The sequence below is a fragment of the Streptomyces sp. NPDC006384 genome, assembly GCF_042870695.1.
In the GTDB taxonomy this organism is placed as follows: domain Bacteria; phylum Actinomycetota; class Actinomycetes; order Streptomycetales; family Streptomycetaceae; genus Streptomyces.
Window position 1 is genome coordinate 248,999 of record NZ_JBIAHR010000002.1, and the last position, 11,700, is coordinate 260,698.

The window sequence follows — 11,700 nt, forward strand, 5'->3', positions numbered from 1 at the left end:
GGCCTTGACACTGCGGGCGACTGGTACTCTGGGCCAGCGGTTTCGGGGCAGCACGCAGAAGCGTGTGATCACGCACCCGACGCCATGAACACTCCCCTACGGGGAACCCCTCCGAACAAGGGGTATGGATCGTCCCTCACGAGGGACCGGCCGGAGGAGGTGGGCGGCATGGACCGAAGTCGACCGTGCAGTACCACTCGCTCTTCCCGCCGCTGACGCAGCCCGTTTCGGCTTCTCACCGTCGCCGTCTCCCGCTCGCGCGCCTTTCCACGGAAGAGCACTTCGTCTCGTTTTGCCTGATCTGCCTGCCTGCCCGCAACAGCAGCTGATTCGGCAGTGAAGCCGGCCACCGCGACGGTGCGGTGCCCCCCGCTTTGTGGACGCGCCGAACACGCGTGATCTGGACGTCCTCATTCCGGGTGGTTCCATCCGTCGCCGGCACGCTCGCTGCCCGTCGCGAAGGAGCCTGCCATGTCGATGATCCGTGACCTGCGTGCCGCGGTCCGCCCGTCCCGCGTCTCCCTGCGCAAGGAAACCGGCGCCTACGACACCACCCGCGACCCGGGGACCACCTCCGCCGTCGTCGACTGCGCCGTCTACCGCGACGGCAGGCGCGTCGAGTCCGACGCGCCGCTGAGCCCGCAGCAGGCGATGCGTCAGGTGCGCCGCGACGGCGGCTTCGTGTGGATCGGTCTGCACGAGCCCACCGAGAGCGAGTTCGCCGGTATCGCCCGGGAGTTCGGGCTGCACCCGCTGGCCGTGGAGGACGCCGTCCAGGCCCACCAGCGGCCCAAGCTGGAGCGCTACGACGACTCCCTGTTCACCGTCTTCAAGACCATCCACTACGTCGACCACGACGAGCTCACCGCCAACAGCGAGGTCGTCGAGACCGGCGAGGTCATGTGCTTCACCGGGCGGGACTTCTTCATCACCGTCCGGCACGGCGGGCAGGGCTCCCTGCGCGCACTGCGCCACCGGCTGGAGGACGACCCCGAGCTGCTGCTCAAGGGCCCCTCCGCGGTGCTGCACGCCATCGCCGACCACGTCGTCGACGGGTACATCGCGGTCGCCGACGCCGTGCAGGACGACATCGACGAGGTCGAGACGGAGGTGTTCTCGCCGGGCCGCAAGGGCACCCCGCGCGGCACGGACGCCGGCCGGATCTACCAACTCAAGCGCGAGGTGCTGGAGTTCAAGCGGGCGGTGGCGCCGCTGCTGCGGCCGATGCAGCTGCTCAGCGAACGGCCGATGCGGCTGATCGACCCGGAGATCCAGAAGTACTTCCGGGACGTCGCCGACCACGTGGCGCGGGTGCAGGAGCAGGTCATCGGCTTCGACGAGCTGCTGAACTCCATCCTCCAGGCCAACCTCGCCCAGGCGTCCGTCGCGCAGAACGAGGACATGCGCAAGATCACCTCCTGGGCCGCGATCATCGCCGTGCCGACGATGGTGTGCGGGGTGTACGGCATGAACTTCGAGCACATGCCGGAGCTGCGCTGGAAGTACGGCTACCCGCTGGTCCTGACCGTCACGGTCGCGCTCTGTCTGGGCATCCACCGCACGCTCAAGCGCAACGGCTGGCTCTGAACCGGACCGCGGGCGCCTGGATAGGCTGACCGCATGACAAGCGAGCTGCTCGGCCAGGCCCTCGTCGAGGAGGCCACGAAGAAGTCCGGTCTCATCTGGGTCGAGGTCCCCGGCAGGCCCGCCCGCCCGCTGTGGCACGTCTGGCACGAGGGCGCGGCCTGCGTCGTCGGCGACGGGCCCGGCGAGCAGCCGCTGCCGGGCCTGGCCGACGGGGCCGTGGCCGAGGTGACGGTGCGCAGCAAGGACAAGGGCGGCCGGCTGGTCACCTGGCCGGCCCGCGTCGTGGAGCTGGCGTCCGGGTCCGAGGCGTGGCAGGCGGCGGTCGCCGGCCTCAAGGGCAAGCGGCTCAACGCCCCGGACGGCGAGGCGATGACCGGCCGCTGGGCCCGTGAGTGCCGGGTGCTGCGCCTGGAGCCGGCCGGGGAGACGGTGCCGCTGCCCGACGGACCGCTGGCGAAGGCGCCGCTGCCGACCCCGGCGACGACGCGCGGGCCGGTGCCGGCGGGGCTGCCGCGGCTGCTGGCCGGGCGCCGCGGGCGGCGCTGAGCCCCCTCGGCTACGACGTCGGCAGCTGCCTGCCGTAGTCGAGGGTGTCGTCCTCGGCCGGCTCCTGGAGCGGGAAGTCCTTGTTCCACTCCGAGAAGCTGAGCGTGCCCGCGCTGCCCGCGCGCACCAGGCGCAGCGGGTACGGCGTGCCCTCCAGGGAGACGTCCAGGGAACCGCCGGAGCCCTGGCCGCCGGAGATGCGGACGGTACGCACTCCGGCCTGCTCGTGCCGTCCGTCCGTCTCCACGGTGCCGTGCAGGGTGAACAGCCCGTCGAGAAGGACGTCCTTGTCCGTGAAGCCGCTGAACTTCTGGTACGCGGGGTCGCCCTTCGGCACCTTCACGTACTTGCCGGCGAGCTTGCCGGCCGCCGCCGCGTCACCGCCGTCGTCGCTCCAGAAACCGGCGTCGGCCTTCAGGAAGAGCTGGTCGCCGACCCGCAGCAGCTTGAACGTCGTCCCCTCGGCGGCGACCGACCCGGTGCCGCCGTCGGCCTTCAGACGCATGTCGAGGGTGTACCTGCCGGTGCCGGCGGCCACCGTGCCGTGCAGCCGGACCGCTCCGGCGGACTCGGCGGCCGCGCGGGCCCTGGCCTGGATCTGCGCGGCCGGGAGCTTGCCGACCCCGTTGGTGCCCGCGTCCGGATCCTCGCTGCTGCATCCCGTCAGCCCCGCCCCCGTCACGGTCAGGGCGCACACCGCGCCCAGCCAAGCGGCCCTGGGGAATCGGCGCCGGGGAGTCACGGTCACAGGTGGGGCTGCCTTTCTGACGTCGGGTCCAAGCGGCGTACGGCAGCGTACCGGGGCCGTACGCGGTGCCCGGAGCCAGTCCGTCCGGACGGGCCGCCAGGGCGGTCCTCTTCGGGACGGGCTAGCCTGAAGGCCGTCCGAGCGGGCAATTCGGAAAAGGGAACCGGTACGAAACTCCTCTCACGGACCGACTGACGAAAAGGAGCCGCGGCCATGGCAGCGGGCGCCCCCCGGATCTTCGTCTCGCACCTCTCCGGCATCGCCGTCTTCGACCCGGCCGGCGACCAGGTGGGGCGGGTGCGCGATCTGGTCGTCATGCTCCGCGTCGGCCGCAAGCCCCCGCGGGTGCTGGGTCTGGTCGTCGAACTGTCCACGCGCCGCCGCATCTTCCTGCCGATGACCCGGGTCACCGGGATCGACTCCGGGCAGGTCATCACCACCGGTGTGCTCAACGTCCGCCGCTTCGAGCAGCGGCCCGCCGAGCGTCTCGTCTTCGGCGAGCTGCTCGACCGGCGGGTCACGCTCACCGAGACCGGCGAGGAGGTCACCGTCCTCGACCTGGCCGTGCAGCAGCTGCCGGCCCGCCGGGACTGGGAGATCGACAAGGTCTTCGTCCGCAAGGGGAGGAAGGGCGGGGCGTTCCGGCGCAGCAAGGGGGAGACGCTGACCGTGGAGTGGTCCGGTGTGACCGGCTTCTCCGTGGAGGAGCAGGGGCAGGGCGCAGAGAACCTCCTCGCCACCTTCGAGCAGCTGCGCCCCGCCGACCTCGCCAACGTCCTGCACCACCTCTCGGCCAAGCGCCGGGCCGAGGTCGCCGCCGCCCTCGACGATGACCGGCTGGCCGACGTGCTGGAGGAGCTGCCGGAGGACGACCAGATCGAGATCCTCGGCAAGCTGAAGGAGGAGCGCGCGGCGGACGTGCTGGAGGCGATGGACCCCGACGACGCGGCCGACCTGCTCGGCGAGCTGCCGGAGGAGGACAAGGAACGGCTGCTGTCCCTGATGCAGCCCGACGACGCGGCCGACATGCGGCGCCTGATGGCGTACGAGGAGCACACGGCCGGCGGTCTGATGACGACCGAGCCGATCGTGCTGCGGCCCGACGCGACCGTCGCCGACGCCCTGGCCCGCATCCGCAACCCGGATCTGTCGCCGGCGCACGCCGCGCAGGTGTACGTGTGCCGGCCGCCCGAGGAGACCCCGACCGGCAAGTACCTGGGCACCGTCCATTTCCAGCGGCTGTTGCGCGACCCCCCGTACACGCTGGTCGGGGCGATGATCGACGACGATCTGCAGCCCCTGGACCCGGACGCCGCGCTGCCCGTGGTCGCCGGCTTCTTCGCCACGTACGACATGGTGGCGGCGCCCGTGGTCGACGAGTCCGGGTCGCTGCTCGGCGCGATCACCGTGGACGACGTGCTGGACCACATGCTGCCCGAGGACTGGCGGGAGACCGAGTACCACCTCGACGAGGCGAACGAAGCGGCCGGGACGGGCGGGACGGACAGGGCGAGGGAGGTGAGCGCCGATGGCGCCTGAGCGGGAGACGACGGTCCGGGAGCGCGCGGTGTCGGGGGCCACGGCGGCCTCGCGTCCCCGCGGTGCCCGCCTGGACCAGCCCCGGCCGCCGCGGCGCCGGCTGCTGCCCGAGTGGGACCCGGAGGCCTTCGGGCGGCTGTCGGAGCGCATCGCGCGGTTCCTGGGCACCGGGCGGTTCATCGTCTGGATGACGATCGTCATCATCGTCTGGGTGCTGTGGAACGTGTCCGTGCCGGGCCCGCTGCGCTTCGACGAGTACCCGTTCATCTTCCTGACGCTGGCCCTGTCGCTGCAGGCCTCCTACGCGGCCCCGCTGATCCTGCTCGCGCAGAACCGGCAGGACGACCGGGACCGGGTCAATCTGGAGCAGGACCGCAAGCAGAACGAACGGTCCATCGCCGACACGGAGTACCTGACCCGGGAGATCGCCGCCCTGCGCATCGGGCTCGGCGAGGTCGCGACGCGGGACTGGATCCGCTCCGAGCTCCAGGACCTGATCAAGGAGATGGAGGAGCGGCGGGACGGCCACCACCACGGTCACGGCGTATTCCCGGCGGACCGGGCCACCGGGCGTGACGTACACGACCGTTGACGGGGCTTTCCGCGCTCCGTGGGCGGCGCCGTACCATCATCTCTATGGCTACGGAAGACGCGGTGCGCGAAGCACTGGCGACGGTGAACGACCCCGAGATCAACCGGCCCATCACCGAGCTCGGGATGGTCAAGTCGGTGGAGATCGGCGCGGACGGAGCGGTCGCGGTCGCCGTGTACCTGACGGTCTCCGGCTGCCCCATGCGCGACACCATCACGCAGCGCGTGACCGACGCCGTCTCGCGCGTCGAGGGCGTCACGCGGGTCGACGTCGAACTGGACGTGATGAGCGACGAGCAGCGCCGTGAGCTGGCCTCCGCGCTGCGCGGCGGGCAGACCGAGCGTGAGGTGCCCTTCGCCAAGCCGGGCAGCCTGACCCGGGTGTACGCGGTGGCCTCCGGCAAGGGCGGCGTCGGCAAGTCCTCGGTGACGGTGAACCTGGCGGCGGCGATGGCGGCCGACGGACTGAAGGTCGGCGTGGTCGACGCCGACATCTACGGCCACTCCGTGCCGCGCATGCTGGGCGCCGACGGGCGGCCCACCCAGGTCGAGAACATGATCATGCCGCCGTCCGCGAACGGCGTGAAGGTCATCTCCATCGGCATGTTCACCCCGGGCAACGCGCCGGTCGTCTGGCGCGGCCCGATGCTGCACCGCGCGCTCCAGCAGTTCCTGGCGGACGTGTACTGGGGCGACCTGGACGTGCTGCTGCTCGACCTGCCGCCCGGCACCGGCGACATCGCGATCTCGGTGGCGCAGCTCGTGCCGAACGCCGAGATCCTGGTCGTGACGACCCCTCAGCAGGCCGCCGCCGAGGTGGCGGAGCGGGCCGGCGCGATCGCCGTGCAGACCCATCAGAAGATCGTCGGCGTCGTGGAGAACATGGCGGGGCTGCCCTGCCCGCACTGCGGCGAGATGGTCGACGTGTTCGGCACGGGCGGCGGCCAGACGGTCGCCGACGGCCTGACCCGCACGACCGGCGCCTCGGTCCCGGTCCTCGGCTCCATCCCGATCGACGTGCGCCTGCGCGAGGGCGGCGACGACGGCAGGCCCGTGGTGCTGTCCGCCCCGGACTCCCCGGCGGGTGCCGCGCTGCGCGCGATCGCGGGCAAGCTGGGCGGCCGTCAGCGCGGCCTGTCGGGGCTGTCGCTGGGGATCACGCCGAAGAACAAGTTCTGACGGCCCGTACGGCTTCGGGGGCGCTGTCCTGAGGGACGGCGCCCCTTGGCGTGTCCGGGCTCGTCTGTCGTGGCCGGGCTCGTCGTGAGGCGGCCGGCGCGGCTAGCCGCGATCGTCGTAGGCGGTGATGTCCTTGACGGCGGAGAAGGCGAGCCCGTAGGCGCTCATGCCGCGGCCGTACGCGCCCAGGTGGACGCTCTCGCCGGTGGTGCCGGCCAGCACCCAGCCGAACGCGGTCTCCCGGTAGTGGAAGGAGGTCTGCACGCCGTCCACGGGCAGGGACAGTGTCGTCCAGTCCTCCCCGTCGAGGTCGTCGGCGAGCACCCACGCGGTCTCGGTCTGCTGCTCCAGCCAGTCGTCGCGCAGGGAGTGGTCCATCTGGCCGGGCCAGGTGCAGGAGAGCAGCCCGACCCCGGCGAGCCACGCCGCCGAGGACACCGAGGTGGCCTCCAGCAGGCCGGTGCCGTCGGCGCTGCGCCGGTCGGGGCTGGCGGCCACGGTCACGACGACCGCGAACTTCTCCTTGGCGTCCTGGTCGTCGCCGGACATGTGCTCGTTGCGCACGGACGGCTCGTCGCCGTGCCCGAGGGAGCCGTGTTCCACGGCGCCGTCGGCCGCCGTGCCGACCTGCATCAGCCAGCGCCGTCCCGTGAACGCCTCGTCGAGGCCGTACCACGGGAAGGGCGCCCGCAGGTAGCCGTCGACCGTACGCCGGGCGGAGGGGACATCCTGTCCGTCCTCCGCGGCCGGCGCCTGCGCGACCGCCGCGTTCGTCGTCTCCATGTGCCCGGACGCCTCCTCGCTCTCGTCGGAGCGGCACGGCCCGCCCCCCATCGGGCGCACTCGTCCGCTCCGCGCAACAACTCGGCAGCATAACCACCCCGCCGCGGGCAGCCGGGGAGAACGTCCGCCGAGTGGGGTGCGGCGGTGCCGCGTTCGGGCCGGACGTGACCGGGGTGGAGTACCCGGCGCACCGCACGGCGGTCCGGGGGCGGGCCGGGCTCGGGCGGTGTCCGCCTCAGGTGGCGTCCGCGTCGAACGGCGGCCGGTCGTCACGGGCGGGGGTCTCGGCCTTCTTGGACATGTCGATCTTCTTGGACATGTCGATGGCCCCGCCGGAGGAGCCGGAGGATCCCGAGGAGGCGGACGACGACGTGTCGGAATCGCGGCCGTGGACGGCGTCGGCGACCTCGGCCATCTCCTTCTTCAGGTCGAAGTTGTTGCGGATCTCCTTGAGACCCAGCTCGTCGTTGTCCAGCTGCTTGCGGAGGAACGTCTTCGGGTTGAGGTCCTCGAACTCGAAGTCCTTGAACTCGGGGCCGAGCTCCTCCCGGATGTCCCGCTTGGCGCTGTCCGAGAACTCCCGGATCTTGCGGATGGTCCGCGTCACGTCCTGGATGACCTTGGGGAGCTTGTCCGGACCGAACACGAGCACGGCGAGGACGACGAGCGTCACCAGCTCGAGTGCGCCTATGTCATTGAACACCTGAAGCTCCTTGGGATGTCCGGGCCGCCACCACGGTACCCGCCGTTCCCGCCGGTCCGGTACCGTCCTGTGACCTCCGGTCGCGTGGATACGGCCGCTTTCCGGACTGTTCGCCTTCCCGTCCCCTGCTCCTGGCTCTCCGGGGCCCTGTGCGGCCGTCTCAGCCGTCGTCGGAGGAGCCGAGCACCAACGAGACGTTCGTCTCCCTGCCGTCGCGTTCCACGGTCAGCTCGAGGCGGTCGCCGGGGCGGTGGGCGCGGGTCTTGACGATGAGTTCCTCACCGGAGTGGATGCGCCGGCCGTCGACCTCGGTGATCACGTCTCCCGCCTCGAGTCCGGCCCGGGCGCCGGGGCCGCCGACGGTGACCGGGGGGCCTCCGTCACTGCCCTCGGTGCCGACGCGGGCGCCGTCGCCGGTGTAGCTCATGTCGAGGGTGATGCCGATCACGGGGTGCGTCGCCCTGCCGGTGTTGATCAGTTCCTCGGCGACGCGCTTGCCCTGGTTGATGGGGATGGCGAAACCGAGACCTATGGAACCGGACTGGCCGCCCTCCGGCTCGATGCTCTCGCTGCCGGCGGACCGGATGGCGGAGTTGATGCCGATGACCCGCCCCCGGGAGTCCAGCAGGGGGCCGCCCGAGTTGCCCGGGTTGATGGGCGCGTCGGTCTGCAGCGCGTCGACGTACGACACGTCGCTGCCGTCGCCCTCCCCGCCGCCGGCCGTGATGGGCCGTTCCTTGGCGCTGATGATGCCGGACGTGACCGTGCCGGCCAGGTCGAAGGGGGCGCCGATGGCGACGACGGGGTCGCCGACCTGCACGTTGTCGGAGTTGCCGAGCGGCATGGGGGTGAGTCCGCGCACGTCCTTCACCTCGACCACGGCGAGGTCGTAGCCGCTGTCCCGGCCGACGACCGTGGCCTTCGCGGTGTCGCCGCTGTGGAAGGTCACGGTGATCTCACCGCCGTCCCCGGCGGGCTCCACGACGTGGTTGTTGGTGAGGATGTGGCCGCGTCCGTCGAGCACGAAGCCGGTGCCGGTGCCCGCCGCGCCGCCGCCGCTAACGTGGAGCGTCACCACGCCGGGCAGGGCGCGGGCGGCGATCCCGGCGACGGTGCCGGGGTCCCGGTCGGCGGACTCCTTGCCGGCCTGCGGCAGCTCCACGGTCCCCACGCCGCCGTGGCGCTCCAGGTAGACGCCCACGGCACCGCCGACGCCGCCGGAGACCAGGGCGATCAGCAGGATGCCGGTGACGAGCGTCCTCCTGGTCCTCCCGCGGCGCCGGCCGTGCGCCGGGGCGGCGGCGCCGGTCTGCTGGAGGGGGCCGGCGGCGGCCCAGGGGTCGTACCGCTGCCAGGGGTCGGGAACGGGGGCGTCCTGGGGCCGGGGGGCGCCGGGCGGCGGGGGCGCCGTCACCGGGTGCGGCCGCGGGGCGCCGGGGTGCGGCGGGGGCGTGATCATGGCGGCGGGCGCGTCGGCGGGCGGCGGGGTCACCGCCGGCGGGACCGCCGTGCCGTGGGCCGGGGTCGCCGCCGGGTGCTGGACCGGCGGGGCGGGGGCCCAGGGCCCGGGCTCGCCGTACGGAGGGGTGCTGTACGGATCGGGTTCGTGCAGGGGCGTGGGGCGTGGGGCGCCGGGCGCGGAGGCCGTGACGTCGTCGGCCCCAGGGGCGTCGGAGGCACGGGCGCCGTCCTGGTCGTCGGTGCCGGAGGCGCTCGCCGCGTCGGGGGTGTCCGCGGCGTCGCGGGCGCTCGGGACGTCGGTGGGGTTCCCGGCCGTGGAGGTCTCCGCGGGGGGCGCGGCGTCCGTGCGGGGCCGGGGGACGGCGTCGGCGTCGCCCTGGTCCGTGCCGATGACGCCCGGGGCCGCGCCGGCGTGTGCCGTCGGCGTGCCGGGCGAAACGGCGGGGCCGTGCAGCTCGTAGTCCCCTTCGTGCTCCCGCTCGCCGGCCGGCGCGGGGCGCTGCGGCTCGAAGTCGTCCCCGTCTCCCCCGTCGGGCCCGTCGCCGGCGGCGCCCTGCGCGGTGCGGGGGCGTGCCAGTTCGAAGTCGCCGTCGAAGGCGTCCTCGGACGAGCGAGGGCGACTCCACCATTTCACCTTCGTGGGCTTCCCCTCGTTCATGTTCTCCCCAACACCTGACCGCGGATCGTTGCTCCAAGGCTCCGGAGCCATTCCGGATTCAATCAGGTCCACGGTCCGCCGTGCAGACGCCCGTCAGGGCGCCGGACGGTGGGACGCCGAGGCCCGCGGGGACGCGAACGGGTCGGAAACGGTCCCGGCGAGCAGGCCGGGCGGCCTGACCTCGGACAGCACCGGCCAGGTGGCCGGAGCGAGCGGCGGAATCGCGTCCAGCGGGGCGTCCAGCGGGCGTATCAGCGGGGACACGGCGGCCGCTCCGGCCATGACCGGCGCGGTGAGCGTCCGTACGGCCTGCCGGCTCGGGTCGGCGGCCGCGGGGGCCGGCAGCCCGGGCAGCAGCGGCGCGGGCGCCTCGGTCGGGGCCACGGCGGTGTCGCCGAGCGTCCGTCTGCCCTGGGCCTGCCCGAGCAGCGGGCCGGCCGGACGGCGGCGCTGGCCCTCGGGGCCGGCGGTGGCTCCCGTGCCCTGGGTGCGCATCGGCGTCACATTGCTGCCGGTGCCGGAGCCGCGGGCCTCCGCCGTGGTGTCGGGGGCGCCGAGGGTGACGCCGCCCAGCGCGATCGCGGCCAGCGAGACCGCCCCGGCGGCCGCGAACGCGAACCGCATGCCCCGGGAGGAGGACCGCTCCGCCTCGTGCCTGCTCACGTCGTGGATCCGGAAGCCCCGGTTCGCCGGCGAGGACGGCAGCGGGGAGGAGTGCGGCCGGGCGGGGACGTAACCGAACTCGAACTTTCCGGGCATGCCGGGCATGCCGTCGGAGAAGTGACCGTCGGCCGACGGCGAACCGCTTCTGTCCGTGCCGTCCGTGCCACCGCCTGCGGGCAGGCCCTGGAGACGGGCGAGGAAGCTCTCGGACGGCGCCGGCGGTGGCGCCTCGGCGAAGACGTTCTTCAGACGGCGCTGCGCGTCGACCTCCGCCTTGCACTTCGGGCAGGTCGCCACGTGCGCCAGTACGCGCTCACGCGCGTCGTGACCGAGCTCTCCGTCCACCAGGGCGGAGAGACGGTCTCCCAGGTGCTGCTCCGCGAGGTGTCCCTCCGGTTCCGGCCGTGACCCACTCACGCGCTCGTGCCCCCTCCTCCCAGTGCGGGAACACGGGCCACGAAGGAGCGGCGCTCGGCGCGGGCCTGGGGGGAACGGTGCGAGAGGGCCTTGCGCAGCTGGGAGCGGCCACGGTGGATGCGGGAGCGGACGGTGCCGAGCTTGACGCCGAGGGTCGCGGCGATCTCCTCGTACGACAGTCCCTCGATGTCGCACAGGACGACGGCGGCGCGGAACTCGGGGGCGAGGGTGTCCAGCGCCTGCTGGACGTCCGCGTCGAAGTGGGCGTCGTGGAAGACCTGCTGCGGGCTGGGGTCCTTGCTGGGCAGCCGCTCGGCCGCGTCGTCGCCGAGCGCGTCGAAGCGGATGCGCTGCTTGCGGCGCACCATGTCCAGGAAGAGGTTGGTCGTGATGCGGTGCAGCCAGCCCTCGAAGGTGCCCGGCGTGTAGGTCGACAGGGACCGGAAGACACGGACGAAGACCTCCTGCGTGAGGTCCTCGGCGTCGTGCTGGTTCCCGGTGAGGCGGTAGGCGAGGCGATACACCCGGCCGCTGTGCGTGCTGACGATCTCCTCCCAGGTGGGCGGAGTCCACGCCTGCCCGTCCGCGTCGCTGGTGAAGGTCGCGGTCCGGGTGCGTCCTGCGGAAGGACCGGTGGCGTGGCTGTGGTCAGCAGCGGTGTCGTTCACGGATTTCGGCCTGCCCGCCGATCCGAGAAAGCGCCGCAGCACTCCTCCCCGATCCACAGGTTCGGCCGCACCTCCCCTGTCGGCTCTGGTGGTGTCCAGTGGAGCCCCTACCATAGCCACCTCGCCCGTTAGCTCCGGATAAGCGGTTTTACGAGAA

General features: G+C 72.8%; 11 protein-coding genes. 5 read left to right on the forward strand and 6 right to left on the reverse strand.

Annotation, left to right across the window (positions count from 1 at the left end; all coding sequences use genetic code 11):
* Nucleotides 1–471 precede the first annotated feature (471 nt).
* A complete protein-coding gene (locus tag ACFYOJ_RS03180) occupies nucleotides 472–1,587 on the forward strand; it encodes a magnesium and cobalt transport protein CorA (RefSeq protein WP_356550498.1) in 1,116 nt (371 codons plus the stop codon).
* 33 nt (nucleotides 1,588–1,620) lie between these two features.
* Entirely contained in the window at nucleotides 1,621–2,133 is a 513-nt protein-coding gene (locus ACFYOJ_RS03185; protein ID WP_356550500.1) for a hypothetical protein, read from the forward strand.
* 10 nt (nucleotides 2,134–2,143) lie between these two features.
* Here the strand turns inward: ACFYOJ_RS03185 and ACFYOJ_RS03190 are convergent, their stop codons facing one another.
* The gene (locus tag ACFYOJ_RS03190) at nucleotides 2,144–2,881 is read right to left on the reverse strand and encodes a hypothetical protein (RefSeq protein ID WP_356550502.1); all 738 of its coding nucleotides are present in this window, start codon (nucleotides 2,879–2,881) and stop codon (nucleotides 2,144–2,146) included.
* Nucleotides 2,882–3,094: 213 nt separating this feature from the next.
* On the opposite strand from ACFYOJ_RS03190, the gene ACFYOJ_RS03195 reads away from it, so the two are divergent.
* From ACFYOJ_RS03195 to ACFYOJ_RS03205, 3 genes are read left to right on the forward strand one after another with little or no spacing between them, the layout of a single operon-like run.
* Nucleotides 3,095–4,420: a magnesium transporter MgtE N-terminal domain-containing protein gene (locus ACFYOJ_RS03195; protein WP_356550504.1), complete on the forward strand. Its 1,326-nt coding sequence runs from the start codon at nucleotides 3,095–3,097 to the stop codon at nucleotides 4,418–4,420.
* The gene (locus ACFYOJ_RS03200; protein WP_356550506.1) at nucleotides 4,410–5,012 is read left to right on the forward strand and encodes a DUF1003 domain-containing protein; all 603 of its coding nucleotides are present in this window, start codon (nucleotides 4,410–4,412) and stop codon (nucleotides 5,010–5,012) included. The genes ACFYOJ_RS03195 and ACFYOJ_RS03200 overlap by 11 nt, the downstream gene beginning before the upstream one ends.
* Nucleotides 5,013–5,056: 44 nt before the next feature.
* Nucleotides 5,057–6,190 (forward strand): Mrp/NBP35 family ATP-binding protein, encoded by a 1,134-nt coding sequence (locus ACFYOJ_RS03205; RefSeq protein ID WP_356550508.1) that lies wholly within the window; start codon nucleotides 5,057–5,059, stop codon nucleotides 6,188–6,190.
* A gap of 102 nt (nucleotides 6,191–6,292) precedes the next feature.
* On the opposite strand, the gene ACFYOJ_RS03210 is transcribed toward ACFYOJ_RS03205, so the two are convergent.
* The 5 genes from ACFYOJ_RS03210 to sigE form a co-directional block, all read right to left on the reverse strand.
* Nucleotides 6,293–6,973, reverse strand: a complete 681-nt coding sequence (locus ACFYOJ_RS03210; RefSeq protein WP_356550510.1) for a hypothetical protein — start codon at nucleotides 6,971–6,973, stop codon at nucleotides 6,293–6,295.
* A gap of 235 nt (nucleotides 6,974–7,208) precedes the next feature.
* Nucleotides 7,209–7,676, reverse strand: a complete 468-nt coding sequence (locus tag ACFYOJ_RS03215; protein WP_356550512.1) for a sec-independent translocase — start codon at nucleotides 7,674–7,676, stop codon at nucleotides 7,209–7,211.
* Nucleotides 7,677–7,836: 160 nt separating this feature from the next.
* Nucleotides 7,837–9,795, reverse strand: coding sequence for a trypsin-like peptidase domain-containing protein (locus ACFYOJ_RS03220; RefSeq protein WP_356550514.1), 1,959 nt, complete (start codon nucleotides 9,793–9,795; stop codon nucleotides 7,837–7,839).
* Nucleotides 9,796–9,888: 93 nt separating this feature from the next.
* Complete coding sequence (locus ACFYOJ_RS03225) at nucleotides 9,889–10,875, reverse strand: zf-HC2 domain-containing protein (protein ID WP_356550516.1); 987 nt, start codon at nucleotides 10,873–10,875, stop codon at nucleotides 9,889–9,891.
* Nucleotides 10,872–11,543 carry an RNA polymerase sigma factor SigE gene (gene sigE / locus ACFYOJ_RS03230; RefSeq protein ID WP_356550518.1) on the reverse strand — a complete coding sequence of 224 codons (672 nt, stop codon included), beginning with the start codon at nucleotides 11,541–11,543 and terminating at the stop codon, nucleotides 10,872–10,874. The genes ACFYOJ_RS03225 and sigE overlap by 4 nt, the downstream gene beginning before the upstream one ends.
* Nucleotides 11,544–11,700: the final 157 nt, after the last annotated feature.